The sequence below is a fragment of the Serratia sp. EC4 genome (genome assembly GCF_059652115.1).
This window is the reverse complement of sequence record NZ_JBNIDE010000002.1, coordinates 622,905-648,161: the sequence shown is the minus strand read 5'-3', so window position 1 is coordinate 648,161 and position 25,257 is coordinate 622,905. Positions and strand designations below refer to the sequence as shown.

General features: G+C 61.9%; 29 protein-coding genes. 15 read left to right on the top strand and 14 right to left on the bottom strand.

Features of this window, described 5'->3' with window-relative positions; all coding sequences use genetic code 11:
• The first annotated feature begins 13 nt into the window (after nt 1–13).
• Both ACP39K_RS09860 and fghA read left to right on the top strand, forming a co-directional pair.
• Nucleotides 14–1,138 carry an S-(hydroxymethyl)glutathione dehydrogenase/class III alcohol dehydrogenase gene (locus ACP39K_RS09860; RefSeq protein ID WP_016928454.1) on the top strand — a complete coding sequence of 375 codons (1,125 nt, stop codon included), beginning with the start codon at nt 14–16 and terminating at the stop codon, nt 1,136–1,138.
• A gap of 14 nt (nt 1,139–1,152) precedes the next feature.
• Nucleotides 1,153–1,995, top strand: a complete 843-nt coding sequence (gene fghA / locus ACP39K_RS09855; RefSeq protein WP_015377214.1) for an S-formylglutathione hydrolase — start codon at nt 1,153–1,155, stop codon at nt 1,993–1,995.
• Between the two features lie 35 nt (nt 1,996–2,030).
• Here fghA and ACP39K_RS09850 read toward each other — a convergent pair whose 3' ends face one another.
• The 8 genes from ACP39K_RS09850 to ACP39K_RS09815 form a co-directional block, all read right to left on the bottom strand.
• Complete coding sequence (locus ACP39K_RS09850; protein ID WP_028127948.1) at nt 2,031–2,333, bottom strand: CcdB family protein; 303 nt, start codon at nt 2,331–2,333, stop codon at nt 2,031–2,033.
• Between the two features lie 9 nt (nt 2,334–2,342).
• Nucleotides 2,343–2,585, bottom strand: a complete 243-nt coding sequence (locus ACP39K_RS09845; protein ID WP_079449478.1) for a type II toxin-antitoxin system CcdA family antitoxin — start codon at nt 2,583–2,585, stop codon at nt 2,343–2,345.
• An 81-nt stretch (nt 2,586–2,666) separates the two neighbouring features.
• Nucleotides 2,667–3,575 (bottom strand): glutathione ABC transporter permease GsiD, encoded by a 909-nt coding sequence (gsiD, locus tag ACP39K_RS09840; protein WP_016928457.1) that lies wholly within the window; start codon nt 3,573–3,575, stop codon nt 2,667–2,669.
• A 9-nt stretch (nt 3,576–3,584) separates the two neighbouring features.
• A complete protein-coding gene (gene gsiC / locus ACP39K_RS09835) occupies nt 3,585–4,505 on the bottom strand; it encodes a glutathione ABC transporter permease GsiC (RefSeq protein WP_016928458.1) in 921 nt (306 codons plus the stop codon).
• A gap of 52 nt (nt 4,506–4,557) precedes the next feature.
• Complete coding sequence (gene gsiB / locus ACP39K_RS09830; protein ID WP_016928459.1) at nt 4,558–6,093, bottom strand: glutathione ABC transporter substrate-binding protein GsiB; 1,536 nt, start codon at nt 6,091–6,093, stop codon at nt 4,558–4,560.
• A gap of 23 nt (nt 6,094–6,116) precedes the next feature.
• On the bottom strand, nt 6,117–7,991 hold the full coding sequence (locus ACP39K_RS09825; RefSeq protein ID WP_497008460.1) for a dipeptide ABC transporter ATP-binding protein: 1,875 nt from the start codon (nt 7,989–7,991) through the stop codon (nt 6,117–6,119).
• Between the two features lie 19 nt (nt 7,992–8,010).
• A complete protein-coding gene (locus tag ACP39K_RS09820; RefSeq protein ID WP_115116025.1) occupies nt 8,011–8,967 on the bottom strand; it encodes an isoaspartyl peptidase/L-asparaginase family protein in 957 nt (318 codons plus the stop codon).
• Between the two features lie 358 nt (nt 8,968–9,325).
• A complete protein-coding gene (locus ACP39K_RS09815) occupies nt 9,326–9,862 on the bottom strand; it encodes a DUF924 family protein (RefSeq protein WP_016928462.1) in 537 nt (178 codons plus the stop codon).
• Nucleotides 9,863–10,019: 157 nt separating this feature from the next.
• On the opposite strand from ACP39K_RS09815, the gene moeA reads away from it, so the two are divergent.
• Together moeA and moeB are read left to right on the top strand one after the other, a co-directional pair.
• On the top strand, nt 10,020–11,258 hold the full coding sequence (moeA, locus tag ACP39K_RS09810; protein WP_212562277.1) for a molybdopterin molybdotransferase MoeA: 1,239 nt from the start codon (nt 10,020–10,022) through the stop codon (nt 11,256–11,258).
• A gap of 2 nt (nt 11,259–11,260) precedes the next feature.
• Complete coding sequence (moeB, locus tag ACP39K_RS09805; protein ID WP_048796072.1) at nt 11,261–12,016, top strand: molybdopterin-synthase adenylyltransferase MoeB; 756 nt, start codon at nt 11,261–11,263, stop codon at nt 12,014–12,016.
• Nucleotides 12,017–12,067: 51 nt separating this feature from the next.
• Here the strand turns inward: moeB and ACP39K_RS09800 are convergent, their stop codons facing one another.
• Nucleotides 12,068–13,660 (bottom strand): ABC-F family ATPase, encoded by a 1,593-nt coding sequence (locus tag ACP39K_RS09800; protein ID WP_060444248.1) that lies wholly within the window; start codon nt 13,658–13,660, stop codon nt 12,068–12,070.
• Between the two features lie 124 nt (nt 13,661–13,784).
• Here ACP39K_RS09800 and ACP39K_RS09795 point away from each other — a divergent pair, with 124 nt between their 5' ends.
• Together ACP39K_RS09795 and ACP39K_RS09790 are read left to right on the top strand one after the other, a co-directional pair.
• The gene (locus ACP39K_RS09795) at nt 13,785–14,477 is read left to right on the top strand and encodes a hypothetical protein (RefSeq protein WP_497008459.1); all 693 of its coding nucleotides are present in this window, start codon (nt 13,785–13,787) and stop codon (nt 14,475–14,477) included.
• Nucleotides 14,474–14,689 carry a hypothetical protein gene (locus ACP39K_RS09790; RefSeq protein ID WP_497008458.1) on the top strand — a complete coding sequence of 72 codons (216 nt, stop codon included), beginning with the start codon at nt 14,474–14,476 and terminating at the stop codon, nt 14,687–14,689. Before ACP39K_RS09795 ends, ACP39K_RS09790 begins: the two co-directional genes overlap by 4 nt.
• 86 nt (nt 14,690–14,775) lie before the next feature.
• Here ACP39K_RS09790 and ACP39K_RS09785 read toward each other — a convergent pair whose 3' ends face one another.
• Together ACP39K_RS09785 and ACP39K_RS09780 are read right to left on the bottom strand one after the other, a co-directional pair.
• Complete coding sequence (locus ACP39K_RS09785) at nt 14,776–15,249, bottom strand: alpha/beta hydrolase family protein (RefSeq protein ID WP_497008457.1); 474 nt, start codon at nt 15,247–15,249, stop codon at nt 14,776–14,778.
• A complete protein-coding gene (locus tag ACP39K_RS09780) occupies nt 15,209–15,688 on the bottom strand; it encodes a hypothetical protein (protein WP_497008456.1) in 480 nt (159 codons plus the stop codon). Before ACP39K_RS09780 ends, ACP39K_RS09785 begins: the two co-directional genes overlap by 41 nt.
• Before the next feature lie 91 nt (nt 15,689–15,779).
• On the opposite strand from ACP39K_RS09780, the gene ACP39K_RS09775 reads away from it, so the two are divergent.
• Nucleotides 15,780–16,211 carry a hypothetical protein gene (locus ACP39K_RS09775; protein WP_497008455.1) on the top strand — a complete coding sequence of 144 codons (432 nt, stop codon included), beginning with the start codon at nt 15,780–15,782 and terminating at the stop codon, nt 16,209–16,211.
• On the opposite strand, the gene cynR is transcribed toward ACP39K_RS09775, so the two are convergent.
• Nucleotides 16,135–17,085, bottom strand: a complete 951-nt coding sequence (cynR, locus tag ACP39K_RS09770) for a transcriptional regulator CynR (protein ID WP_197817900.1) — start codon at nt 17,083–17,085, stop codon at nt 16,135–16,137. The genes ACP39K_RS09775 and cynR overlap by 77 nt on opposite strands.
• 114 nt (nt 17,086–17,199) lie before the next feature.
• Between cynR and ACP39K_RS09765 the strand changes: the two genes are divergently transcribed.
• From ACP39K_RS09765 to ACP39K_RS09750, 4 genes are all read left to right on the top strand, one after another.
• Entirely contained in the window at nt 17,200–17,853 is a 654-nt protein-coding gene (locus ACP39K_RS09765) for a carbonic anhydrase (protein ID WP_497008454.1), read from the top strand.
• 19 nt (nt 17,854–17,872) lie between these two features.
• Nucleotides 17,873–18,343 (top strand): cyanase, encoded by a 471-nt coding sequence (gene cynS, locus ACP39K_RS09760; protein ID WP_497008453.1) that lies wholly within the window; start codon nt 17,873–17,875, stop codon nt 18,341–18,343.
• Nucleotides 18,344–18,576: 233 nt separating this feature from the next.
• A complete protein-coding gene (locus ACP39K_RS09755; RefSeq protein ID WP_004939031.1) occupies nt 18,577–18,834 on the top strand; it encodes a YjhX family toxin in 258 nt (85 codons plus the stop codon).
• 61 nt (nt 18,835–18,895) lie between these two features.
• Nucleotides 18,896–19,402, top strand: coding sequence for a GNAT family N-acetyltransferase (locus ACP39K_RS09750; protein ID WP_079449483.1), 507 nt, complete (start codon nt 18,896–18,898; stop codon nt 19,400–19,402).
• A gap of 318 nt (nt 19,403–19,720) precedes the next feature.
• On the opposite strand, the gene ACP39K_RS09745 is transcribed toward ACP39K_RS09750, so the two are convergent.
• Nucleotides 19,721–20,617, bottom strand: coding sequence for a LysR family transcriptional regulator (locus tag ACP39K_RS09745; RefSeq protein ID WP_497008452.1), 897 nt, complete (start codon nt 20,615–20,617; stop codon nt 19,721–19,723).
• A gap of 132 nt (nt 20,618–20,749) precedes the next feature.
• Between ACP39K_RS09745 and ACP39K_RS09740 the strand changes: the two genes are divergently transcribed.
• Nucleotides 20,750–21,481, top strand: a complete 732-nt coding sequence (locus ACP39K_RS09740) for an isochorismatase family protein (RefSeq protein ID WP_033640899.1) — start codon at nt 20,750–20,752, stop codon at nt 21,479–21,481.
• A gap of 31 nt (nt 21,482–21,512) precedes the next feature.
• On the opposite strand, the gene ACP39K_RS09735 is transcribed toward ACP39K_RS09740, so the two are convergent.
• The gene (locus ACP39K_RS09735) at nt 21,513–21,860 is read right to left on the bottom strand and encodes an antibiotic biosynthesis monooxygenase family protein (protein ID WP_089184381.1); all 348 of its coding nucleotides are present in this window, start codon (nt 21,858–21,860) and stop codon (nt 21,513–21,515) included.
• A gap of 175 nt (nt 21,861–22,035) precedes the next feature.
• Here ACP39K_RS09735 and ACP39K_RS09730 point away from each other — a divergent pair, with 175 nt between their 5' ends.
• From ACP39K_RS09730 to phoA, 3 genes are all read left to right on the top strand, one after another.
• Nucleotides 22,036–22,719 (top strand): ArsR/SmtB family transcription factor, encoded by a 684-nt coding sequence (locus ACP39K_RS09730; protein ID WP_060444240.1) that lies wholly within the window; start codon nt 22,036–22,038, stop codon nt 22,717–22,719.
• Between the two features lie 74 nt (nt 22,720–22,793).
• Nucleotides 22,794–23,501, top strand: coding sequence for a glutathione S-transferase N-terminal domain-containing protein (locus ACP39K_RS09725; RefSeq protein ID WP_497008451.1), 708 nt, complete (start codon nt 22,794–22,796; stop codon nt 23,499–23,501).
• Nucleotides 23,502–23,633: 132 nt separating this feature from the next.
• Complete coding sequence (gene phoA, locus ACP39K_RS09720) at nt 23,634–25,061, top strand: alkaline phosphatase (RefSeq protein ID WP_497008450.1); 1,428 nt, start codon at nt 23,634–23,636, stop codon at nt 25,059–25,061.
• Nucleotides 25,062–25,257: the final 196 nt, after the last annotated feature.

Below are 25,257 nucleotides of genomic sequence, written 5' to 3'. Positions count from 1 at the left end.
TGAGGAGACTATGATGGAGATGATCAAAACCCGCGCCGCCGTTGCCTGGGGTCCGAACCAGCCGCTGAAGATCGAAGAAGTCGAGCTGATGCCACCGCAAAAAGGCGAAGTGCTGGTGCGGATCGTCGCCACCGGCGTTTGTCACACCGACGCCTACACCCTGTCCGGCAAAGATCCGGAAGGCGTGTTCCCGGCGATCCTCGGCCACGAGGGCGGCGGCGTGGTGGAAGCGGTCGGTGAAGGCGTCACCAGCGTGGCGGTCGGCGACCACGTGATCCCGCTCTACACCCCGGAGTGCGGCGAGTGCAAATTCTGTAAATCCGGCAAGACCAACCTATGCCAGGCGATCCGCGCCACCCAGGGCAAAGGGCTGATGCCGGACGGCACCACCCGCTTCTTCAAGGACGGCAAGCCGATCTTCCACTACATGGGCACCTCCACCTTCTCCGAATACACCGTGGTGCCGGAGATTTCACTGGCGAAAATCAATAAGGAAGCGCCGCTGGAAGAAGTGTGCCTGCTGGGCTGTGGCGTCACCACCGGCATGGGTGCGGTGATGAACACCGCCAAAGTGCAGCCGGGCGACACCGTGGCGATCTTCGGCCTGGGCGGCATCGGCCTGTCGGCGATCATCGGCGCGCAAATGGCCGGCGCGGGCCGCATCATCGGCATCGACATCAACACCAGCAAGTTCGATCTGGCGCGCAAGCTGGGCGCTACCGATCTGATCAACCCGAAAGACTATGACAAACCGATTCAGGAAGTGATCGTCGAGCTGACCGACGGCGGCGTCGACTTCTCCTTCGAGTGCATCGGCAACGTCAACGTGATGCGTTCCGCGCTGGAGTGCTGCCACAAGGGCTGGGGTGAATCGGTGATCATCGGCGTCGCGGGCGCCGGGGAAGAGATCTCGACCCGGCCGTTCCAGCTGGTCACCGGCCGCGTCTGGCGCGGTTCGGCATTCGGCGGCGTCAAGGGCCGTTCGCAGCTGCCGGGCATCGTCGAGCGCTATCTGGACGGCGAATTCGCGCTGAACGACTTTATTACCCACACCATGGGGCTGGAGCAGATCAACGAAGCGTTCGATTTGATGCACGAAGGCAAATCGATCCGTTCCGTCATCCACTTCGACAAATAAGCCAGGAGGCAGAGATGACGTTGTCATTGGAACTTCTCGAAGAGCACCGCATGTTCGGCGGCTGGCAACAGCGTTATCGCCACGCGGCGCAGAGCCTGAATTGCAACATGACATTCAGCATCTACCTGCCGCCGCCGCGCGATGACAACCCGCCGCCGGTGTTGTACTGGCTGTCGGGGCTGACCTGCAACGACGAGAACTTCACGTTGAAAGCCGGCGCGCAGCGCATCGCCGCCGAGCTGGGCCTGGTGCTGGTGATGCCGGACACCAGCCCGCGCGGCGACGAGGTGCCGAACGACGAAGGCTACGATCTGGGCCAGGGCGCCGGGTTCTACCTGAACGCCACCCAGGCGCCGTGGGATCGTCACTTCCGCATGTACGACTACATCAGCGCCGAACTGCCGGCGCTGATCGAACAGCACTTCAGCGTCAGCGATCGTCAGTCGATCTTCGGCCACTCGATGGGCGGCCACGGCGCGCTGATGATGGCGTTTCGCAATCCGCAGCGCTTCCGCTCGGTATCGGCCTTCGCGCCGATCGTCAACCCGTGCCAGGTGCCGTGGGGCCGCAAGGCGTTCACCGCCTATCTGGGCAGCGACGAGAGCCAGTGGCTGCAGTACGACAGCTGCCATCTGCTGGCCAGCGGCGCGGAAAAAATGCCGGTCCTTATCGATCAGGGCGATGACGACCAGTTCCTGGCCGATCAGCTGCAGCCGGCGCGGCTGGCCGAACTGGCGCGCCAGCGCGACTGGCCGCTGACGCTGCGCATTCAGCCGGGGTACGATCACAGCTACTTCACCATCGCCACCTTCGTGGAAGATCACCTGCGCTTCCACGCCGAGCACCTGTTCCGCTGATAAAAAATCCGGGCGGTTTAACCGCCCGGATTTCTTCAAAAGCCATCAATCAGAAAATCGATAGCGGCTTTAATTTGATTCCTGTGCTCATTGACATTACCAACGGCCTTCCCAATCTGCGAAATACGTACGGCAGCCATCTCATGCGTCATAACAAGAAACTTTTCGCCGTTGACCTCAATCTCCGGGCATAAACGTGCAGAAATTTTAACCCTGACGTTATCCAAAGCATAAAGAGGGATCATTAACCGGGTCGAGAGGACATCAATAAGATCGCTTTGAACGTCCAGTAAGTAGGGATAGGCTGATGCCGGATACGTATTGTCATATACGGTAATATTGCATGTTCAAAATGTCCGATATTCATCAGACAACAAACCATTTTCTTCAGTGATACGATTAAGTTCTTCTAACGCCGCGCGATTTTGCTCGCGCCACTGTTGAATCTCAATATCCCTGACGCGGACGCTCAATGCGTCTGTCAATACGGATGACACATTGACGCCCAGGGATTTTGCGCGCTGGAAAAGATCGCGATCGATGGTTACGTTGACTGTCTTTTTCGTCACATTGCTATTTGCCATATCCATACCTCATCCCTGTAATATACACGGGTCAAATTTTCATCAGTTATACTCGTAAAACAGGGGTATGCCAATTCAGCGATACCCTCACCCCTTCAATTTCGGATCGAGCGCGTCGCGCAATCCGTCGCCCAACAGGTTGAACGCCAGCACGGTGATGAATATCGCCAGGCTGGGGAAGATCGCCACGTGCGGCGCGATCACCATATCGGCGCGCGCTTCATTGAGCATCGCCCCCCACTCCGGCGTCGGCGGCTGGGCGCCCAGGCCCAAAAACGACAGGCTGGCGGCGGTGATGATCGAGGTGCCGATGCGCAGGGTGAAATAGACAACGATCGAAGACAGGGTGCCCGGCAGGATGTGCCGCAGGATGATGGTCCCGTCCGAGGCGCCGATGCTGCGCGCCGACTCGATATAGGTCAGGTGCTTCAGCACCAGCGTATTGCCACGCACCAGGCGGGCGAAGGCCGGAATGCTGAAGATCGCCACCGCGACGATCACGTTGGCCATGCCGCTGCCCATGATCGCCACCACGCCAATCGCCAGCAAAATGCCGGGAAACGCGAACAGCACGTCGCAGACGCGCATGGTGAGGCGATCCCACCAGCCCTCATAGTAGCCGGCCAGCAGCCCCAGCAGGGTGCCGATCGCCCCGCCCGCCAGCACCGAGAACACCCCGGCCGCCAGCGAAATGCGCGTGCCCATCAGGATGCGGCTGAAGATATCGCGCCCGAGGGAATCTACGCCCAGCCAGTGCACCAGCGAAGGCCCCTCATTCAGCCGGTCGTAATCGAAGTAATTTTCCGCATCGAACGGCGCCAGATAAGGCGCCAGCAGCGCCGCCGCAATCAGCAGCAGCACCAACAGGCCGGCGACCAGCGCCGCCCGCTGACGGCGAAAACGCCGCCAAAACTCACCCCACGGCGTGCGTACCGCGTTAGGGTCGATAAGCGGCATCGCCTTCAGTGCGGCGTTGCGCCGCCAATGCTTAATCATGCCGCATCCTCATTGGTAACGAATCGCCGGGTTGATCGCCGCGTACAGCATATCCACCAGCAGGTTGATCAGGATGAACTCCAGCGAGAACAGCAGCACCTCGGCCTGGATCACCGGGTAATCGCGCATCTCCACCGAATCCACCAGCAAGCGCCCCAGCCCCGGCCAGTTGAATACCTTCTCCACCACGATCGAACCGCCGAGCAGGAAGCCGAACTGCAGCCCCATCATGGTCACTACCGGGATCATCGCGTTGCGCAGGCCGTGTTTCATCACCACCACGCTTTCCCGCACGCCCTTGGCGCGCGCGGTGCGCATGTAGTCCTCCTGCAACACCTCGACGAACGAAGCGCGGGTGAAGCGCGCCATCACCGCCGCCACCGCCGCCCCCAGGGTGATCGAAGGCAGAATGTAGTGCCGCCAGCTGTCGGCGCCCACCGTCGGCAGCCACCCCAGCTCGACCGAGAACACCTGCATCAGCAGCATGCCGAGCGCAAAGGCCGGGAACGAGATCCCCGACACCGCCAGCGTCATGCCGAGGCGATCCGGCCAGCGGTTGCGCCACACCGCCGACACCACGCCAATCGCCAAACCGAACGCCACCGCCCACAGCATGCTGGCGACGGTCAGCCAGAAGGTCGGCATAAAGCGCGAGGCGATCTCTTCGCTCACCGGCCGCTTGGACACCATCGAGATGCCGAAGTCGCCCCGCAGCGCATTGCCGAAGAAGTGCGCGAACTGCTGCGGCAGCGGCTTATCCAGCCCCAAATCCTTGCGCACCAGCTGCACCACCGCCTCGTCGGCCTCCGGCCCCGCCGCCAACCGCGCCGGATCGCCCGGCAGCAGGTGGACGAACAGGAACACCAGCACCGCCACAATCAGCAGCGTCGGGATCAGACCCAGCAGTCGTTTCAGAAAATAATTGAGCATCTCATTCCTTCCCCCGCCCGCCGCCGTCGGGCCGCAGACGGGGATGGGCGCCTTATTTCAGATCGGCGTTATCAAAGTTGAACGAGGTATCCGGCATCACGTAGAAACCGCTCAGCTGTTTGCTGTTGGCCGACAACAGACGTTCGGTCGCCAGGAAGATCCAGGGCGCGTCGGCCCAGATGCGATCCTGCGCGTCCTGATACAATTTCTGCTTCTCGGCGCGATCGGTGGTTGCCAGCGCGTCGGTCAGATCCTTGTCCACCTGCGGATTGCTGTAGAACGCGGTGTTGAACTGCTTCGGCGGCGCCGCCTGGGTAGAGAACAGCGGCGACAGCGCCCAGTCCGCTTCCCCGGTCGAGGCCGACCAGCCGGTGTAGAACAGCCGCACGCCGGTGTCTTTCACCCCGACGCTCTCCACCTGCGCCGCGCGCTGCCCGGCGTCCATCGCCGTCACCGTCACTTTCACCCCCACCTGCGCCAGCTGCTGCTGGGTGAACTGCAGCACCTTCTGCGCGGTGCTGTGGTTGTGGGAAGACCACAGCGTGGTGGTGAAGCCGTTCGGGTAGCCGGCCTCTTTCAGCAGCTCGCGCGCCTTGGCCGGATCGTACGGCCACGGCTTATAGCGGGCGGCGAAATCGATCGCCGGCGGCACCGGTCCTTCCGCCGGCACCGCGTAGCCGGCGAACGCCACCTTGATCAGCGCGTCCTTGTTAATCGCGTAGTTCAGCGCCTGGCGCACCTTCGGGTTGTCGAACGGCTTTTGAGTGACGTTCATGCTGATGTAACGCTGCAGGATCGACGGCGCGGCCACCACGTCCAGCTTGGCGTTGCCTTCCAGCACCTTGGCCTGCTCGTAAGGGATCGGGAAGGCGAAGGTCGCCTCGCCGGTCTGCAGCATCGCCGCGCGGGTGTTGTTATCCACCACCGGGCGCCAGGTGATGCTGTCGAGCTTCGGCAGCCCCGGCTGCCAGTAGCCGTCGAACTTCTTCACCTTGACGAAATCGGTCTGGTTCCAGGTCACGAACTGATACGGCCCGGTGCCCACCGGGTGGAAACCGATTTCCTTGCCGTATTGCTTCAGCGCCGCCGGGGAGATGATCGCCGCCGCCGGATGCGCCAGGTTGTTGACGAACGCCGAGAACGGCGCCTTCAGCACGATCTTCACCGTATTGGCGTCCACCGCTTCGGTTTTGTCGATCATCTTGAACAGGTTGTAACGCTTGAGGTGGCTGTCCGGGTTGCTGGCGCGATCGAGGTTGATCTTCACCGCCTCGGCGTTGAATGCGGTGCCGTCGTGGAATTTAATGCCCTGGCGCAGTTTGACGGTATAGGTCAAGCCGTCTTTGCTGACCTCATAGCTGTCCGCCAGCACGTTCACCAGCTTCATGTCCTTGTCGAAGCCGAACAGCCCCTGATAGAAAGACTTGGCCACCGCCTGCGACAGCGTGTCGTTGGCGTCGTAGGGATCGAGGGTGGTGAAGTTGGAGGCCACGGCGATCACCGCGTCCTTCGCCGCCCAGACCGGGCCGGTTCCCGCCGCCAGCAGTACGGCGGCCAACAGCGCATTGCGTTTGAATGTGTGCTTCATGTCGCTTGTCTCTCCTGAGGTCTTTAAAAAGCACCGGCGATCGGGTGGCGGGCGACAAAGTGCCCGGCGCCAACCTGCACCAGCGGTGCGGTAACGGGTTCATCGCCCAGTGCACGCACCGGGCTGGGGATCTCATCGGCCGGCAGCGGCTGCCGTTTGTGAGCATGTGCGGGATCGGCCACCGGCACCGCCGCCATCAGCTTGCGGGTATAGGGGTGCTGCGGATTGTCGAACACCGCCTGCCGCGGGCCGATCTCGACGATCTGCCCGAGGTACATCACCGCCACCCGGTGGCTGATGCGCTCCACCACCGCCATGTCGTGTGAAATGAACAGAAAAGCGATGCCGAACTCACGCTGCAGATCGAGCAGCAGATTGACGATCTGCGCCTGAATCGACACGTCCAGCGCCGAGACCGCCTCGTCGGCGATCACCACTTTCGGGTTCAGCGCCAACGCGCGCGCGATGCAGATGCGCTGACGCTGACCGCCGGAAAACTCGTGCGGATAGCGGCGCGCATGTTCCGGCAACAGGCCGACGCGTTCCAGCAGCCAGGCCACCCGCTGTTCCGCCTCGCGGCCGCGCATCACGTTATGCACCAACAGCGGCTCCATGATGGAAAAACCGACCGTCAGGCGCGGATCGAGCGAGGCGTAAGGATCTTGAAAGATGAATTGAATATCGCGCCGCAGGTGCTGCAGCGCCGATCCCTTCAACCGATCGATTCGCCGCCCGTCGAAGGTAATGGTGCCGCTCTGGCTGTCCACCAGTTTCAGCAAAGAGCGCCCGGTGGTGGACTTGCCGCAGCCGGACTCGCCCACCAGCCCCAGCGTCTCGCCGGGGTAAAGATCGAAACTGACGTTTTCCACCGCGTGCACCCGGCGAGTGACCCGATTGAACAGCCCGCCGCGCAGATCAAAACGCGTGACCAAATGCTCCACCCGCAGGATCGGCGCAGCGTCTGGCGGCACGGTATCCTGCGGCGCGGCATCGCCCTCGCCATCCGCCAGCGGAAACTTCGCCGGCAGCGGCCGATCGGCCATCGCCCCCAGCTTCGGCACCGCCGCCAGCAGCGCCCGGGTATAGGCCTGTTGCGGCGCGGCGAACAGCTCGCGCACCCGATTTTGTTCCACCTGCTCACCGCGGCGCATCACCAGCACCCGGTCAGCGATCTCCGCCACCACGCCCATGTCGTGAGTGATGAAGATCACCCCCATCTGCATCTCCTGTTGCAGCACGCGGATCAGCTGCAGGATCTGCGCCTGAATGGTGACGTCGAGAGCGGTGGTGGGTTCATCGGCGATCAGCAACGCCGGCTTGCAGGAGAGCGCCATGGCGATCATCACCCGCTGGCGCATGCCGCCGGAAAGCTGATGCGGGTAGCGCCCCAGCACCTCTTTAGCCTCCGGAATGCGCACCAGGTCGAGCATGCGCAGCGCCTCCTGGCGCGCGCTGCGGTGGTCCATGCCCTGATGCAAACGCAGCGATTCGGCAATCTGCTCGCCGACCGGAAACACCGGGTTGAGCGAGGTCATCGGCTCCTGGAAGATCATCGCCATATCGGCGCCGCGCACCGTGCGCAGCGTGCGCTGCGAGGCGCGCGCCAAATCGAGCAGCGCGCCGTCGCGCCGGCGCAGCGTCATGGCGCCGCTGACGATACGCCCGCCGCCCTGCTCCACCAACCGCATCAGCCCCAGCGAAGTGACCGATTTGCCGGAGCCGGACTCACCGACGATCGCCAGCGTCTCGCCGCGATCGAGATCGAACGACAGGTTGCGCACCGCTTCCACGGCGCCGTCCGCTTGCGGAAAACGGATGCTCAGATCGCGCACCGCCAGCACCCGCTGCGGCGGCAATGACAACCCGTCGCCGGCGGGCCGGAATGAAACGTCGGTCATACACCCTCCCGGTGAACGCTTAGCGATAAATCCCGACGGACGGCGCATCGCCGACATAGCCAAAACCGCGGTACATCCCCTCGCTGTTGAACGGCAGCGCGATATTGCCGTGGCGATCGACGGCGATCATGCCGCCGCTGCCGCCCAGCGCCGGCAGCTTCTCCATCACCACCCGATCGCTGGCCTCTTGCAGGCTGAGCCCGCCGTATTCGATCAGGGCGGAGACGTCATAGGCCGCCACGCCGCGCATGAAGATTTCGCCGGTGCCGGTGCTGGAGACCGCCACGGTGGCGTTGTTGGCATAGCAACCGGCGCCGATGATCGGCGTGTCGCCCACCCGCCCGGTCTGCTTGTTGGTCATGCCGCCGGTGGAAGTGGCGGCGGCGAGGTTGCCCAGCGCATCCAGCGCCACCGCGCCGACGGTGCCGAATTTGCGATCGGGATCGAGCGGATCCCCGGCCTGCGCCGCGCCGTCGTGATCGAGCAAGACTCGCCCCTGCTCCGCCTGGGCGCGGTGCAGTTGATCAAAGCGTTCCTGGGTAAAGAAGAAGTCGGGAGTAACCATTTCCAGGCCGTGGGCGGCGGCAAACTTCTCGGCGCCTTCGGCGGCAAACAGCACGTGTTCGCTGTTTTCCAGCACCGCGCGCGCCGCCAGCACCGGGTTGCGGATATGGCTGACGCCGGCGACAGCGCCGGCGTCGCAGGTGCGGCCGTCCATCACGCAGGCGTCCAGTTCGTGGGTGCCCTGATGGGTAAACACCGAGCCTTTGCCGGCGTTGAACAGCGGGCATTCCTCCAGCAGCCGCACCGCTTCGGTCACCGCGTCCAGCGCGCTGCCGCCCTGTGCCAATACCGCCTGCCCGGCGGCCACGATCTCGGACAGCGCCTGGATATACTGCCGTTCTTTTTCCGCACTCAGCGCCGCCCGGGTAATTGCGCCCGCGCCGCCATGAATGGCAATCACTGGTTTGCTCATTTGCCTGACACCCTGTGTTAATCCCGCCGTTGCGCAGCGAATAAGCTGAACGCGGTATCATTATTATTCAGTCTTTTTCGACTCTATTTAGTCCTACAGTGGAAGTACAGCATAACGTCCACGCCCCGCTTTTAGCGTAGCGCGCTTAGACCATTTCGCACCTTGAAATAGCTTATTGGAATAAAAAACAGCAGGTTATAAAAAGCGGCAAACCGCTGACAGTGCGGCTGGGATTATTGGTAATTTCGCGAGAGGAAATAGCGGTAGAGCGTAATGAAATAAACGTTCGCGCTGAGTCACGCTTATTGCGGCGCCCGGCCTGCTGTTTTTACCCGGCCGGGCGCAGATGATCCGACGATTAAAAACCCGATCCTGGCTGCTGTAAAAAGGCCTCTTCTTCCGGCGTGCTGGTGCGCCCCAATATCGCATTGCGATGCGGGTAGCGGCCGAAACGATCGATGATCGCCTTATGCCGCAGCTCGAACTCCAGCTGGTCGCCATTATTGAGCTCGGTATATAACACCAGCGCCTGCTGGTGGATCAGCGGCGATTCCGAATGCATGAACGGCAGATAAAGGAAGCCGCGCTGCTCGCGGCTCAGCCGTTCGCACTCCCCGCTGCGGATCGCCTCCTGTGCCAGGACCAGCGCCATGCCGTCGCAGGCGAATGACTGCGGCGTGCCGCGAAACAGGTTGCGGCTGAACTGATCGAGCACGATCACCTCCGCCAGGCGCCCTTCGATGGTGTCGCGCCAGTGCGCCAGCTCCCCCGCCGCCGCCGCCCGCCAGATTTCGCCGAAACGGCTATGCAGCAGACGATCGAAATCATCGTCCTTTTTGAACCACATGATCGGTTCGATCTCGTCGAACCAGAACTCGATAACCTGTTTATGCATCATGATCCTCCTCTGTTTTTCGCAGTTTATACCCGATCGCCCTGACGCCGCAGTGCGAAAGATGGCGGGCATAACCCGTTCTCCCCCCCGGCGTTCTCTGCCATAATACCCGCACTTTGTCGCTATCATTGCGCACCCTGATTACGGAGTTCCCCTTATGGATCATTGCCATACTTCCGATCTCATCTCCCTGGAGCAAGCGCTGGAAAAAATGCTCGGGCAGATCGCCCCGCTGCAACAGACCGAATCCGTCGCGCTGACCGCCGCCGCCGGCCGCATCACCGCCGCGCCGGTGGTCTCGCCGCTCGACGTGCCGCCGTTCGCCAACTCGGCGATGGACGGCTATGCGGTGCGCCTCGCCGATCTGGCGGCCAATGCGCCGCTGCCGGTCGCCGGGAAAGCTTTCGCCGGCGCGCCGTTCGACGGTGAATGGCCGGCCAACAGCTGCGTGCGCATCATGACCGGCGCGCCGATCCCGGCCGGGGCGGACGCGGTGATCATGCAGGAGCAGGCAGAAGTGAGCGAGCTGGGCGTGCGTTTTACCGCGCCGGCAGAAGCCGGCCAGAATATCCGTCTGGCGGGTGAAGACATTCGTCGAGGCGCGAGCGTGTTGCCGGCCGGCGTGAAGCTGGGCGCCGCGCAACTGCCGCTGCTGGCTTCGCTTGGGATCGCCGAAGTGCAGGTGATGCGTAAGCTGAAGGTCGCGGTGTTCTCCACCGGCGACGAGCTGCAGCCGGTCGGCCAGCCGCTGCAAGCGGGCCAAATCTACGACACTAACCGCTTCGCGGTGCGCCTGATGCTGGAGCAGATGGGCTGTGAAGTGCTCGATCTCGGCATTATCCGCGACGATCGCGATGCGCTGCGCGACGCCTTCACACAGGCGAACAGCCAGGCCGACGTAGTGATCAGCAGCGGCGGCGTCTCAGTCGGCGAAGCCGACTACACCAAACAGATGCTCGATGAACTGGGCCAGGTCAGCTTCTGGAAGCTGGCGATCAAACCCGGCAAACCGTTCGCCTTCGGCAAACTGGGCCACGCCTGGTTCTGCGGCCTGCCGGGCAACCCGGTTTCCGCCGCCCTGACCTTCTACCAACTGGTGCAACCGCTGCTGGCGAAGCTGGCCGGCCACAGCGATTGGCGCCTGCCGCCGCGCCTGCGCGCCCGCGCGCTGACGCCGCTGAAGAAATCGCCGGGCCGCCTCGATTTCCAGCGCGGGGTGTTCAGCAGCAACGCCGCGGGCGAACTGGAGGTCAGCACTACCGGCCACCAGGGCTCGCACGTCTTCAGCTCCTACAGCCAGGGCAACTGTTTCATTGTGCTGGAGCGCGAACGCGGTTCGGTGGCGGTAGGCGAAACGGTGGAGATCGAGCCGTTCAACGCCCTGCTGAGGAGCTGAACATGTTGCCGGAATTGACCGACGCCGAAGCGCTGCGCTACAACCGCCAGATCGTGCTGCGCGGCTTTGACTTCGACGGCCAGGAGAAGCTGAAGGCCGCCCGCGTGCTGATCGCCGGGCTGGGCGGGCTGGGCTGCGCCGCCGCGCCATATCTGGCGGCGGCCGGCGTCGGCCATCTGGTGCTGGTGGATTTCGACACCGTCTCGCTCTCCAACCTGCAGCGCCAGATCCTGCACCGCGACGATCGCATCGGCCAGAGTAAAGTCAGCTCCGCCAGGCAGGAACTGAGCGCCATCAATCCGCATATCCGCATCGACGCCATCGACGGCCGTCTGGAAGATGACGCGGTCGCGGCAGAGATCGCCGCCAGCGATCTGGTGCTGGACTGCACCGACAACGTGGCGGCGCGCGACGCGCTGAACCGCCTGTGCCACGCGCAGCGCAAACCGCTGGTTTCCGGCGCGGCGATCCGCATGGAAGGCCAGCTCAGCGTGTTCACCTATCAGCCGGGCGAACCCTGCTACCGCTGCCTGAGCCGGCTGTTCGGCGACAGCGCCCTCACCTGCGTCGAAGCGGGCGTGATGGCGCCGCTGGTCGGCACCATCGGCACCCTGCAGGCGATGGAAGCCATCAAGCTACTGGCCGACTATGGTCAGCCGCTGCGCGGCAAGTTGTTAATGTTCGATGCGATGAGCATGCAGTTCCGCGAAATGAAGCTGCCGAAGGATCCGCACTGCGAAGTGTGCGGCGGGGAATGACGGATAAAAAAAGGGCGGGATAATTCCCGCCCTGATGCGTTGCCGCGAGGGTTATACGATGCCCTGGCTGCGCAGATAGTCTTCGTAGTTGCCGGTAAAGTCGATCACCTTGTTCGGGGTGATTTCCAGAATCCGGGTCGCCAGCGAGCTGACGAACTCACGGTCGTGGGAGACGAAGATCAGCGTGCCTTCGTACATCTCCAGCGCCATGTTCAGCGATTCGATGGATTCCATATCCAGGTGGTTGGTCGGTTCGTCCATCACCAGAATATTCGGGCGCTGCATCATCAGCTTGCCAAACAGCATGCGGCCCTTCTCACCACCGGACAGCACCTTCACGCGCTTCTTGATGTCGTCCTGGCTAAACAGCAAACGGCCCAGCACGCTGCGCACCGCCTGCTCGTCGTCTTTTTCCTGCTTCCACTGGCTCATCCAGTCGAACACGGTCAGGGTGTCGTCGAACTCGTATTCGTGATCCTGCGCGTAATAACCGATACGGGCGTTTTCCGACCACTTCACGGTGCCGCTGTCCGGCTGCGCGTCGCCCACCAGCGTTTTCAACAGGGTGGTTTTACCGATGCCGTTGGCGCCCAGCACCGCGACCTTCTCGCCCACTTCCACCATCAGGTTCAGCTTGTTGAACAGCGGGCCTTCGTCGAAGCCCTTGGTGAGCGCTTCCACTTCCAATGCGTTACGGAACAGCTTCTTGTCCTGCTCGAAACGGATGAACGGGTTCTGGCGGCTGGAGGCTTTCACCTCTTCCAACTGGATCTTGTCGATCTGGCGGGCGCGCGAGGTGGCCTGCTTGGATTTGGAGGCGTTGGCGCTGAAGCGGCTGACGAACGACTGCAGCTCGCTGATCTGCGCTTTCTTCTTGGCGTTGTCCGCCATCAGACGCTCACGCGCCTGGGTGGCGGCGGTCATGTATTCGTCGTAGTTGCCCGGATAGACGCGCAGCTCGCCGTAGTCCAGATCCGCCATGTGGGTGCAGACCATGTTCAGGAAGTGACGGTCGTGCGAGATGATGATCATGGTGCTGTTGCGCTCGTTCAGCACCTGCTCCAGCCAACGAATGGTGTCGATGTCCAGGTTGTTGGTCGGTTCGTCGAGCAGCAGGATTTCCGGATCGGAGAACAGCGCCTGCGCCAGCAACACGCGCAGCTTGAAACCCGGCGCGATTTCGCTCATCGGGCCATAGTGCTGTTCCACCGGAATGCCCACGCCGAGCAACAGTTCGCCGGCGCGCGCTTCGGCGGTATAACCGTCCATTTCGCCGTAGGCCACTTCCAGGTCGGCCACTTTATAGCCGTCTTCTTCGCTCATCTCCGCCATGGCGTAGATGCGATCGCGCTCTTCCTTCACCGCCCACAGTTCGGTGTGGCCCATGATCACGGTGTCCAGCACGCTGTACTGCTCGAAGGCGAACTGATCCTGACGCAGTTTACCCAGGCGCTCGTTCGGATCGAGGAACACGTTGCCGCCGCTCGGCGCCAGATCGCCGCCGAGGATTTTCATAAAGGTGGACTTGCCGCAGCCGTTGGCGCCGATCAGGCCGTAACGGTTGCCGCCGCCGAATTTGACAGAGATGTTTTCAAACAACGGCTTACTGCCGAACTGCATGGTGATGTTGTTAGTGCTTAACACAGCGCTCGCTCTTTATACATAGGGAATGTGATTTGGCGCGCATTATGCCACAACGGGGTGCAGAGATCGCGGGAAGTTTCGGTGACATTTTGAGCGGCGAGTTCACACCGTTTGCCGGCGGGCATTGGCTTGCGTACAAAAAAGCCTGCTAGATTCAGCGAAAAGGATTTCTGCGAAAAGCGCAAAGCAGATAGCCAACGACATGGCGGATGCCGTAAACATTGACAGCAATTTAGTGCGCGGGTTTGCACAAGGTTTTATCAGCGTACCGGTCGATTTCTACTACCTGGGCTACGACTATATTGATACTGAAAACAGATGGTTAAACTCGCAAGATAAAGAGCGATTTATCAGACTCATCAAGTCAGGCCTGGCCAATAAAGCGAGCATCGAGAAAGTGGCTCATATCTTCATCGAAAACTTCGCCAGTAAGGTCAAGTTTGAAGATGTTAAGGACATGACCATAAGAACATCAGGCAAACTCATCGGCAAATTCGCCTTTAATCAGTTAGCCACCGCAAACATGGGATATATATTCTCTAAACAAATCATCCCACGGCTTGTCTCGGGTGTTGCCGTTGGCTCAATTCTCACCGCTGGAGCAAGCCTATCGCGCTCTGTCTATACATCACGCGACTTGAGGGCAAGAAACTCACGGATGTATGATCAACTCAGACGCCTGGGAAACCTCGATCTGTTGTACTTTCTGTTAGAAAACAAAGTCCGACCATTCGAGGATGCCGTCTCGGTTTGGGAAAAAGATCGAAAGAAATTCAACCAAATTTGTCAGTACTTTTTTGCAAAGGTTAACGTATGAAGAACTTTATGCTGGCGGCTTTATCCAGAATTATTCAGGGCATAGGGTGTGGAGTGGTAGCCCTCTCGCTATTGGCCATTGCCTGGTTCATTTTTTATTCTGACGATAGTTTTAAGTATCTGTGGGTTGCGACCTCCATAGCTGGAATTTTCTTAGGGTATTTCATTTTCAGGTTTGCGGTTAAAAAAATACACGACGGAATCCCTGATTAAATAACATTGTGTTCAATTGAGCAGCAGATCACTCAGTCCAAAGAAACTCGCGTCAATTATTACATAGCTTGTCCTAATACCGACGCTCAGCGCAGCTGCTTCTCCAGCCACGCGCGCATATCCGCCACCACCCGCGTCATCTCGCTGTCGCCATTTTCGCGCCGCATCACATGGTCCAATCCAGCGTAATTGACATAGGTAATGTTCGTTTTGCCGGCTGTCCGCAACTCGTCGATCATATTGTCGACCGCCCCCGGCGAAACGGCGCGATCCTGGTCACCCTGCACGATCAGCACCGGCGTCTTGATGCTGCGCAGGGTGGCAAGCTGATCGATGTTCAGCATGCCATGCCACCAGGCATAGCCATGATCGCTGGCGTTCAGGGGGAACGGCGGCGCCGTCAGCACCTGCTGTAAAAATGCGTTCAGCCCGGCTTTCTCTTCTTTTGGCGCGTCGGCCACGCTGTGGCGCACATCGTCAATAAACCAGCGTCCGCCGCCGCTGAACGCCAGGGTGGCGTCAACCAGGCCCGAGGAGGCCGTCACCAGATTGGCGATCACCGCCCCTTCGCTGCCCCCCCAGCACCGCGACCTTTTGATAGCCGTTGCGCGCACTCACCGCCTGCAGCACCTGGGTGACATCGCTCACCCGCCGCTGCGGCGTATCATGCTGCACGAAAGCGTCCGGGCAATCCTGCCGCGGCACCTCTTCGCGGTACGGCAAGGTGTCGTCGATGCCGTATTTCTCCACCGTCAGCAGGTCTGCGGCGGGTAACACCTGTCGCATCGGCGTGACCAGGCGGATATGCCGCACGCTGTTGCAATCCGAACCTTGCAGGATCACCAACAGCGCCGCCGACGATTGCCCGGGCACCGCAGCGTCCAGATAGTAATGAATACTCGAACCATCCTCCCGCGGCAGCGTCAGCGCTGCAGATTGCGCCATCGCCAGCCCGCTCCACAGCGCCAATACGCTCAGCATGCCTGTCGCCACTCTCATCACTTGCTCCTCTTCCCTGTTGCGTTCGGTTAATTCGTCTTTTCTGGTCTACGCTTCATGCCAATCACGTTTCTGACAGGGAAGCCTTACCATGCCACACCTCTATAACACCGCGCTGCTGATCGGCGCCGCGCTGAGCGCCATCGCCGCCCTGCTGCATATTTGGGTGATCGCCGCCGGGCCGCGCGGCTATCGGCTGTGCGGCGCCGGCTATCGCTTCATTAAGGCGGCGGAAGCGGGTAAAAAGTTCCCGGCCGTCGTCACCGCCGGTATCGCGCTGGTGCTGTTTATTTGGGCGCTGTACGCGCTGTCCGGCGCGGGCCTGATCGCGCCGCTGCCGCTGCTGCGGCCCGCGCTGTTTATCATCACCTTTATCTATCTGCTGCGCGGTGTCGCCGGCCCCTTCGCCCTGCGCGATACCGGCCGCAGCCAGCGTTTTATCGTCGTCAGCTCGCTGATTTGCCTCGGCTTCGGGCTGGTGCATCTGCTGGGGATGACGCAGCGCTGGAGTGCGTTGGCGTAACGCCCTGTTGCTGCAAGACGGCGATAAACGCCTGCGCTGCGGCGCTGCGGTAAGCGTCTTTACGCTGCAGCAACACCGCCTGCCGAGCCGGCATGGCGTTGGCCAACGCCACTTTTTTCAACTGCCGGTTCTCGCGCGCAATGGCGGCCGGCAGCAGCGTGGCGAGCTGCCCGCGCTGCACGATCTCGACGATGGCGCCCAGCGCATTGGCCTCCACCGCCACCTGCGGCCGAAAACCGAGCTGCGTGCAGTAGCGATCGATAAACTGCCGCGTGGCGAAGTCGCCGCTCAGCAAGGCCAGCGGCAGATGTTGCCACTCCGCCAGCGTCAGCGGCCGACGCCGCGCCGCCAGGGGATGATCGGCGCCGACCATCAGCTCCAGCGTCTCGCTGAACAACGGTGTGGCTTCTACCTCCACCGACTGCGCCATCTCGAAGGCGATCCCCAGATCCAGTCGATCCTGCGCCAGCAGCGCCTCGATCCGCTCTTGCGCCATCTCCTCAATGCTCAGCGTAATCCCCGGGTAGCGGCGGTAGAACGCATCGATCGCCGGCCCCACCAGATAGGCGGTGAACGTCGGCGTCATCGCCAGCCGCAAATGGCCGCGCGCCAGCGTCGCCACGTCATGGATCGCCCGCGCGCCGGCGTCCAAATCCTGCAGCGCCAGCCGCGCATAGCGCATCCACGCCTCACCAGCGTCGGTCAGACGCACGGCTCTGCTGCTGCGATCGAACAACGGCGCTCCCAGTGCGTCTTCCAACTGCTTGATCTGCTGGGACAACGTCGGTTGCGAGACGTGCAGCGCTTCGGCGGCGCGGGTGAAGTTGCCCTGTTCGGCAACGGCCAGAAAATAACGGATGTGTCGCAGCAGCATAGCGCCCCAGCTATTAGTAAAACCTATAGCCAGCATTATAAATGGGTCTTAGACCCTATAGCCAGAAGCGTTCATCATGCCGCCATCGCATAACGACACCCAATGGAGAAACGGATGAAAGAGGTGATTGAAGGCTTCCTGAAGTTCCAGCGCGAAGCCTTTGTTGAACGCACGGCGCTGTTTCAGCAGTTGGCGACCCGCCAAAACCCGCGCACCCTGTTTATCTCATGTTCCGACAGCCGCCTGGTGCCGGAGCTGGTCACCCAGCGCGAGCCGGGCGATCTGTTCGTGATCCGCAACGCCGGTAACATCGTGCCTTCTTTTGGTCCCGAACCCGGCGGGGTGACCGCCTCGGTCGAGTACGCCGTCGCTGCGCTGGGCGTAGAAGACATCGTGATCTGCGGCCATTCCGACTGCGGCGCGATGACCGCCATCGCCACCTGCCAGTGTCTGGATCACCTGCCGACGGTCGCCGGCTGGCTGCGTTACGCCGATTCCGCCAGGGCGGTCAACCAGGCTTATCCGCACGCCTCCGACGTAGCCCGGGTCGCGTCGATGGTGCGCGAAAACGTCATCGCCCAGCTCAACAACATCAAAACGCACCCTTCCGTCGCCCTGGCGCTGGATCAGGGCCGCCTGGCGCTGCACGGCTGGGTCTATGACATCGCCAGCGGCGCTATCGAGGCGCTGGACGGCGAAACCCGCCGCTTCGTGCCGCTCGCCACCCATCCCGAGGTGACCGCCACCCCGGCGATCGCCCGTTTTTAAGCCCACAAAAGGAGTCAACATGACACACTCTCTGCACAACACCGCCCCGCGCGAAGCGCTCACCGACACCATCATGGCCGCCAAGATCCGCCATAATCTGACGTTCGAAGCGCTGGCCGAGGGCACCGGCCTCAGCCTGGCATTTGTCACCGCCGCCTTGCTGGGGCAGCACGCGCTGCCGGAACCGGCGGCGCGCACGGTGGCGGCCAAGCTGGGGCTGGACGAAGAGGCGGTGCAGCTGCTGCAAACCATCCCGCTGCGCGGCAGCATTCCCGGCGGCGTGCCGACCGATCCGACCATTTATCGCTTCTATGAAATGCTGCAGGTCTACGGCTCCACGCTGAAAGCGCTGGTGCACGAGCAGTTTGGCGACGGCATCATCAGCGCCATCAACTTCAAGCTGGATATCAAGAAGGTCGCCGATCCGGACGGCGGCGAACGCGCGGTGATCACCCTGGACGGCAAATACCTGCCGACCAAGCCTTTCTGATTGGCCTTGCGCCGGCGGCCCGCGCTGCCGGCAAATTGACAGCCAACCGGCCATTGGCTACATTAACTGCGCTGAAACGCCGCCCTGGCGTTTTTCACTGCCCGAGGCCTGTATGTTGGAGATTGTAACCACCCGATAGTCGCTTCCTTGCCGTATGGCGAGGGACTCTGACGTATCCGACGCGCGTTTGCGCGGGGATGCGCGTATCTGGGGTTATTACAGGATCTCCCAACATGAACATTTCCAAAGCGGAACAACGCGTGCTGCACGTGTTGGCCAAAGGCGGCTATATCGCCTTCACCCGCAACGACGCCGGTCGCGTCACCCACGTCGAATGCTACACCCGCGAAGGGCTCGGCCTGGCCGACTGCTCGCTGGCCGTTTTCACCAAGCTCAAAACCAAACGCCTGATCCTCTCTCGCCAGGGGCGCCCTTATCGCGTCACCTTCGCCGGGCTCAAGGCCGTGCGGGCGCAGCTGGACAACCGTTAATCATCGATACCGGCCGGGCAGGCAGTCCGGTCGGTTCAGCGTTTTTAATCAGGATACAACCATGAACATCACGTTACGCCACGAAACGCCGGCCGACGTCGGCGCCATCACCACCCTGACCGCCGCCGCGTTCCTGCACGCCGAACACAGCAGCCACACCGAGCAGTTTATCGTCAATGCGCTGCGCGCGGCGGGAGCCCTCACTCTGTCGCTGGTCGCCGAGCAAAATGGCACACCGATCGGGCACGCGTCCGTCTCGCCGGTCGTGCTCAGCAACGGCGCCGCCGGTTGGTACGGGCTGGCGCCAGTGTCGGTGCTGCCGGCCTGTCAGAACTTGGGGATCGGCAGCCGGCTGATCCGCCAGCTATTGGCCGAACTGCAAGAACGGCATGCCGCAGGCTGCGTGGTGCTGGGCGATCCGAATTATTACGGCCGTTTCGGCTTCCAGGCGCAAAGCGCGCTGACCCTGCCGGGCGTGCCGCAAGACTACTTCCGCGCCATCGCCTTCCAGGGCGCGCTGCCGTGCGCGGAGGTCGCCTTCCACAACGCGTTTAACGCCGAAGCCTAACCCTGTTGCCGGCACCGTCATGGCGCCGGTTTTCAGTCCCGTTCGCCATAACGCAAGACGGTCATTCCTTCCACCGCTGCGCCAGCGTCGATTTCCCTGCGCCGGCCTTGCCGCACATCAGGTGTAAAACTGCAGGGTAGGTTTGCATGCCGTTCTCCGGTCGTTGCCGGAAGGGGATAAAAAAAACCCGCCTGCCGGCGGGTTTTTTATTGGCGGCACACGCGCTATCCCACCCTTTGGAGAAGGGTGATAATAATTTGCGCGAATGGGCGGTAGGATTTTTTCATAGCTAATGAATATGACAACCGTACGCCGTTGTCAATTCGCCGTCATCAATCCCTGTTCTCGCACAAACTCGGTGAATAAACTCACTTTCTGCTGCACATGCCGGCGCGTCGGGTAAACCGCGAAAACCTGATGCACGTCGGCAATCTGTTCAGGGAACAGCCGTACCAGTCTGCCAGCGGCGATCTCGGAATCCGCCACAAACGACGGCAGCGAACCGATGCCCAGTCCCGCCATCAGCATATCCCGCAGCATCAGGCTGTTGTTGGCGATCAGCCGGGGAGTGAACGTCACGCTCAGGCTCTCCTCGCCGGCGGTGAACTGCCACTGCCCCGGCTTTTCCGCCAGGGAATAGGCCAGACAGCTGTGGCGCTGCAATTCATTGGGCGTTTGCGGCACGCCGTGCTGCGCCAAATAGCCGGGCGCGGCGCAAATTCGCTGATGCACGTCACCCAGCGCCCGGGCGCTGAGGGAAGAATCCGGCAGTCGGCGGCGAATGCGCAAGGAAATATCGAAACCGGCCGCCACCACGTCCAATACCCTGTCGTCCAGCGTCAGTTCCACCTGCAGCTGCGGGTAACGTTGCATAAACGGCGGCAGCAGCGGCGACAGCACCGTCAGGCCGAACGAGAGCGGCGCATTGACCCGCAGCGTGCCGGAGACCTGCTGCGCGCTGGCGGCAACCGTCTGCTCCAGCGCGTCGAACTCGCCAAGCAACCGGCAGGCTTCCTGGTAATAGAGCTGCCCGGCTTCGGTCAGGCTCATGCTGCGGGTGGTGCGCACCAGCAACAGCGTCCCCAACCGACTTTCCAACTGCTTAATCTGCTTGCTCAACGCCGCCGGCGTGATCGCCAGATCCTCCGCCGCCTTATAGAAACTGTTGCGCTCAACCACGCGGCGAAAGGCGCGCATCGTCAGTAGCACGTCCATATTATGTCCTGATAGTTAATTATAAATTCAATAAAACACAGATTATTAACCCCGACAACCTCAGTAGACTTTATCCAACCGCTTCCCTGAGTGGGAAGTGAATTTAATCTACTGATAATCATGGAGTTAATAATGAAAAAGACCCTGTTCGCCCTGATGCTCGGCCTGAGCGCCGCCACCGCCCCCGTCGCCGCGCTGGCGCAATCCCCCGCCGCCGATAGCCGCCAGGCGGGTTATGTGCAACCGCTGACCGCCGACAACAGCCTGTTGCTGCTGGTCGATCTGCAGGACATGTTCGGCATGACCATTTCCTCTATCGATCAAACCAATCTGGTGAATAACGCCGCCGGCATCGCCAAGGCCGCCAAGGTGTTCAACGTGCCGACCATTCTGGCCTCGGCCAACGCCAAAAGCTTCGCCGGGCCGGTATTCCAGCAGGTGACGCAGGCACGCCCGGACCTGCAGGTGTACGATCGCACCGCCATCAACGTCTGGCAGGATCGGCGCGTGGTGGATCTGATCAAACAATCCGGCCGCAAGAAAATCATCATCGGCGGGCTGTGGACCGCCAGCTGCGTGATGCTGCCGGCGCTGTCCGCTCTGGGCGAGGGGTATGAGGTCTACATATTGTCGGACGTCACCGGCGACATTACGCCAGATAGTCAAAACAACGCCATGCAGCGCCTGGTACAAGCAGGCGCCACCCCTATCAACTGGGTGGCGTTGATGCTGGAATGGCAGCAGGACTGGGGCCACAAGGCCACGGCGGGGGGCGTATTGCAGATCGCCCGCGACCACGGCGCCGCCTGGGGGATGGGCGCCAGTTACGCCGGGGCGATGAAGGTGGGCAGCGAAGCGAAATAGCGGACGAAAGCCCGCCGCAGGCGGGCTTTTTTCAGGTGCGGTGATAGCAACGGCTATCCTGCGGCGCCTGGTCGCGGCTCTCCAGCCCGTAGTCCCGCACCACCTCCGCCACCCGCAGCCGGTACTGCGCCAGCACCTCGCCACGGCCGCCCGCCTGCGCCGCCCGGTGCTGTTCGAGATTGCGCCACTGCTGCACCGCCGCCTCGTCGCGCCAGAAGGAGAGCGACAACAGGCGCTCGGGATCGGCCAGGCTTTGAAAGCGCTCGATGGAAATGAATCCGTCGATCTGCGCCAGCAGCGGCTTCAGCGCCGCCGCCAACTCCAGGTAGGTCTCCCGCTGCCCGTCGGCGGCCTGCAGTTCAAAAATCACGGCGATCATCCTCGTCTCCTCTCAACGGTAAAATTCCGGCACACGCGCATTGAACGAACGGCGCCACTGCACCGATTTCAACGCCCGCTCATCAATATCCAGCGAACGCAGACACACAGCACCAGAGTGCGATAACCACAGGTTAGCGATGGACGAGCAGTCATACTTCGTCTAACCTCGAAGTATGCATAACATCGAGATAGAAGATCGTTTAGCGGCGCTGAGCGCCGCCATCGCTGACCGCACCCGAGCGCGCATGCTGTGCCTGTTGATGGACGGGCGCGCCTACACCGCCACCGAGCTCAGCGCGGCGGTCGAGGTCGCCCCGTCTACCGCCAGCGCACACCTGGCGAAACTGCTGGAGCAGCGGCTGATTGCCTGCGTCAAACAGGGGCGCTACCGCTATTTCCGGCTGGCCGGGCAACCGGTGGCCGCAGCGCTGGAAGGCCTGATGGCGCTGGCGGGCGTGCCGCGCCCATCGGTGAAGAGCAGCACGCCTACCTCGCTGCAGTATGCCCGCACCTGCTACGACCATATGGCGGGCGAGGTGGCGGTGAAGCTGCACGATCGGCTGCATGCGCTGAACTGGCTGACCGGCGAAGAAGACTACCGGTTAAGCGACGCCGGTCAGGCCGCGCTGAGGCGGCTGGGCGTCGATTGCTCGCCCGCCCCCACCCGCCGCCGCTTCGCCTGCGGGTGCCTGGACTGGAGCGAACGCCGATCTCACCTCGGCGGCGCGCTGGGCGCCGCGCTGTTGGCCGTCTTTATCCAACGCGGCTGGATCCTTCGCCGGCTCGACAGCCGTGAGCTGCAGCTGACCCCCGCCGGTAAAAAAGCGCTGGCCGCACATTTTGACCTCACGGTGTAACCCGGCGACAGGGTAGTTTTACTGCAATACTCTAGGGGTACGCTTAAGCGACCCCGCCAACCCGAGGAGTTTCCATGCTCGATTCCACCCAATTCCCGATCGTCAAACGCTGGCCGGCTCAACATCCGGAACGGCTGCAGCTCTACTCTCTGCCGACGCCGAACGGCGTCAAAGTGTCCATCATGCTGGAAGAGATCGGCCTGCCTTATGAAGCGCACCTGATCGACATCGGCAACAACGAGACCTGGACGCCGGAATTCCTGGCGCTGAACCCGAACGGCAAGATCCCGGCGATCATCGATCCCGACGGCCCCGGCGGCTGGCCGCTGCCGCTGTTCGAATCCGGCGCCATTCTGCTCTACCTGGCGGAAAAGAGCGGCCGTTTCCTGCCGCAGGATCCGGCGCAGCGTTACGAAACCATTCAGTGGGTGTTCTTCCAGATGGCCGCCGTCGGCCCGATGTTCGGCCAGCTCGGTTTCTTCCATAAATTCGCCGGGCGCGAATATGAAGACAAGCGGCCGCTGGAGCGCTACAAAAACGAATCGAAACGCCTGCTCGGCGTGCTGGAAACGCGCCTGGAGGGCCGCGACTGGATCATGGGCGCGGAGTACACCATCGCCGATATCTCGCTGCTGGGCTGGGTGCGCAACCTGATCGGCTTCTATGAGGCGCGCGAACTGGTGGAGTTCGACAGTTTCCCGCGTGTCGCACAGTGGTTGGAGCGCGGTCTGGCGCGGCCGGCGGTGCAGCGCGGGCTGGCTATTCCGGCGCGCACGGCCTGAGACGCCAAACGGGGTGGCCGCCGGGCCATCCCGCCTTTCGCTGTCATAAAATTGTCATCCCTCTGCTCTACTCTCCTTACGTAACAATTTGATGTTATTTATATTGTTGTATTACGACAAGGAGCTTACCCCATGCAACCTGCTGTATCCCTGCTCGCCGGCGCCGTGCTGTCCGCCCTGCTCTGTTCCTCCGCTATCGCGGCGGAAACCTCGCCCAATGCTGATGGCCTGACCGAGCGCGCCGCACGCGGCAACCTCGCCGAACAGGGCGGAGCCCGTCGTCTGGCCGGCGATCAGACCGCCGCGTTGAAGGCGTCGCTGTCGGACAAAACGGCGAAAAACGTGATACTGCTGATCGGCGACGGCATGGGGGATTCCGAGATCACCGCCGCGCGCAACTACGCTGAAGGCGCAGGCGGTTACTTCAAGGGCATCGACGCCCTGCCGCTGACCGGGCAATACACCCACTACTCGCTGGACAAGAAAACCCGCAAGCCGGATTACGTGACCGACTCCGCCGCCTCCGCCACCGCCTGGACCACCGGGGTGAAAACCTATAACGGCGCGCTCGGCGTGGACGTGAACGGTAAAGATCAGCCGACGCTGCTGGAGATCGCCAAGGCGGCCGGCAAGGCCACCGGCAACGTCTCCACCGCCGAGTTGCAAGACGCTACGCCGGCGGCGCTGGTGTCGCACGTCACCTCGCGCAAATGCTACGGCCCGGAGGAAACCAGCGAGAAATGCGCCGCTAACGCACTGGAAAACGGCGGCCGCGGCTCCATTACCGAGCAGCTGCTGAAAACCCGTGCCGACGTCACGCTGGGCGGCGGTGCGAAGTCCTTTAACCAGCTGGCGAAAAGCGGCGAATGGCAAGGAAAATCGCTGAAAGATCAGGCGGCGGCGCAGGGTTACCAGTGGGTGAGCAACGCGGATGAGCTGCAGGCCGTTACGTTGGCCAACCAGCAAAAACCGCTGCTGGGCCTGTTCGCCGACGGCAACATGCCGGTGCGCTGGTTGGGGCCGAAAGCCAGCTATCACGGCAACCTCGACAAGCCGGCGGTAACCTGCGAAAACAACCCGGCGCGCACCGCGGCCACGCCAACGCTGGCGGCGATGACCGAAAAAGCGATCGCGCTGTTGAAAGATAACCCGAATGGCTTCTTCCTGCAGGTCGAGGGCGCGTCGATCGATAAGCAGGATCACGCCGCCAACCCGTGCGGGCAGATTGGTGAAACCGTCGATCTGGACGAAGCAGTGCAAAAAGCGCTGGCCTTCGCCCGCGCCGACGGCAACACGCTGGTGATCGTCACCGCCGACCATGCGCACTCCAGCCAGATCGTCGCCGCCGGCGCCAAAGCGCCGGGCCTGACCCAGCTGCTGACCACCAAAGACGGCGCGCCGATGACCCTCAGCTACGGCAACTCGGAAGAAGAATCGCAGGGGCACACCGGCACCCAATTGCGCGTCGCGGCCTACGGCCCGCACGCCGCCAACGTGGTGGGATTGACCGATCAGACCGATCTGTTCTTCACCATGCGCGATGCGATGGGCATCCAGTAACCGCCTGCCGCACGATGGCCGCCCGCAACGGCGGCCATTTATTATTGGTTACCGATAGGTATTTGCAATTTAACCGCAATTATTGTGTGATAACGAAATAACGTTTAATTGCGCGACAATTAACCCCCTAAAATAACGCGGTTATACGGCCTCTCCCCCCTCTTTGTTTATTACTGCGACAGCAACCGGCCTATTT

Bases quoted from the DNA above. Each gene is read 5' to 3' on its own strand.
- ACP39K_RS09860 (WP_016928454.1), top strand. From the start codon at position 14: ATGGAGATGATCAAAACCCGCGCCGCCGTTGCCTGGGGTCCGAACCAG.
- fghA (WP_015377214.1), top strand. From the start codon at position 1,153: ATGACGTTGTCATTGGAACTTCTCGAAGAGCACCGCATGTTCGGCGGC.
- ACP39K_RS09845 (WP_079449478.1), bottom strand. From the start codon at position 2,585: ATGGATATGGCAAATAGCAATGTGACGAAAAAGACAGTCAACGTAACC.
- gsiD (WP_016928457.1), bottom strand. From the start codon at position 3,575: ATGATTAAGCATTGGCGGCGCAACGCCGCACTGAAGGCGATGCCGCTT.
- gsiC (WP_016928458.1), bottom strand. From the start codon at position 4,505: ATGCTCAATTATTTTCTGAAACGACTGCTGGGTCTGATCCCGACGCTG.
- gsiB (WP_016928459.1), bottom strand. From the start codon at position 6,093: ATGAAGCACACATTCAAACGCAATGCGCTGTTGGCCGCCGTACTGCTG.
- ACP39K_RS09825 (WP_497008460.1), bottom strand. From the start codon at position 7,991: ATGACCGACGTTTCATTCCGGCCCGCCGGCGACGGGTTGTCATTGCCG.
- ACP39K_RS09820 (WP_115116025.1), bottom strand. From the start codon at position 8,967: ATGAGCAAACCAGTGATTGCCATTCATGGCGGCGCGGGCGCAATTACC.
- ACP39K_RS09815 (WP_016928462.1), bottom strand. From the start codon at position 9,862: ATGCATAAACAGGTTATCGAGTTCTGGTTCGACGAGATCGAACCGATC.
- moeA (WP_212562277.1), top strand. From the start codon at position 10,020: ATGGATCATTGCCATACTTCCGATCTCATCTCCCTGGAGCAAGCGCTG.
- moeB (WP_048796072.1), top strand. From the start codon at position 11,261: ATGTTGCCGGAATTGACCGACGCCGAAGCGCTGCGCTACAACCGCCAG.
- ACP39K_RS09790 (WP_497008458.1), top strand. From the start codon at position 14,474: ATGAAGAACTTTATGCTGGCGGCTTTATCCAGAATTATTCAGGGCATA.
- ACP39K_RS09780 (WP_497008456.1), bottom strand. From the start codon at position 15,688: ATGAGAGTGGCGACAGGCATGCTGAGCGTATTGGCGCTGTGGAGCGGG.
- ACP39K_RS09775 (WP_497008455.1), top strand. From the start codon at position 15,780: ATGCCACACCTCTATAACACCGCGCTGCTGATCGGCGCCGCGCTGAGC.
- cynR (WP_197817900.1), bottom strand. From the start codon at position 17,085: ATGCTGCTGCGACACATCCGTTATTTTCTGGCCGTTGCCGAACAGGGC.
- ACP39K_RS09765 (WP_497008454.1), top strand. From the start codon at position 17,200: ATGAAAGAGGTGATTGAAGGCTTCCTGAAGTTCCAGCGCGAAGCCTTT.
- cynS (WP_497008453.1), top strand. From the start codon at position 17,873: ATGACACACTCTCTGCACAACACCGCCCCGCGCGAAGCGCTCACCGAC.
- ACP39K_RS09755 (WP_004939031.1), top strand. From the start codon at position 18,577: ATGAACATTTCCAAAGCGGAACAACGCGTGCTGCACGTGTTGGCCAAA.
- ACP39K_RS09750 (WP_079449483.1), top strand. From the start codon at position 18,896: ATGAACATCACGTTACGCCACGAAACGCCGGCCGACGTCGGCGCCATC.
- ACP39K_RS09745 (WP_497008452.1), bottom strand. From the start codon at position 20,617: ATGGACGTGCTACTGACGATGCGCGCCTTTCGCCGCGTGGTTGAGCGC.
- ACP39K_RS09740 (WP_033640899.1), top strand. From the start codon at position 20,750: ATGAAAAAGACCCTGTTCGCCCTGATGCTCGGCCTGAGCGCCGCCACC.
- ACP39K_RS09735 (WP_089184381.1), bottom strand. From the start codon at position 21,860: ATGATCGCCGTGATTTTTGAACTGCAGGCCGCCGACGGGCAGCGGGAG.
- ACP39K_RS09730 (WP_060444240.1), top strand. From the start codon at position 22,036: ATGCATAACATCGAGATAGAAGATCGTTTAGCGGCGCTGAGCGCCGCC.
- ACP39K_RS09725 (WP_497008451.1), top strand. From the start codon at position 22,794: ATGCTCGATTCCACCCAATTCCCGATCGTCAAACGCTGGCCGGCTCAA.
- phoA (WP_497008450.1), top strand. From the start codon at position 23,634: ATGCAACCTGCTGTATCCCTGCTCGCCGGCGCCGTGCTGTCCGCCCTG.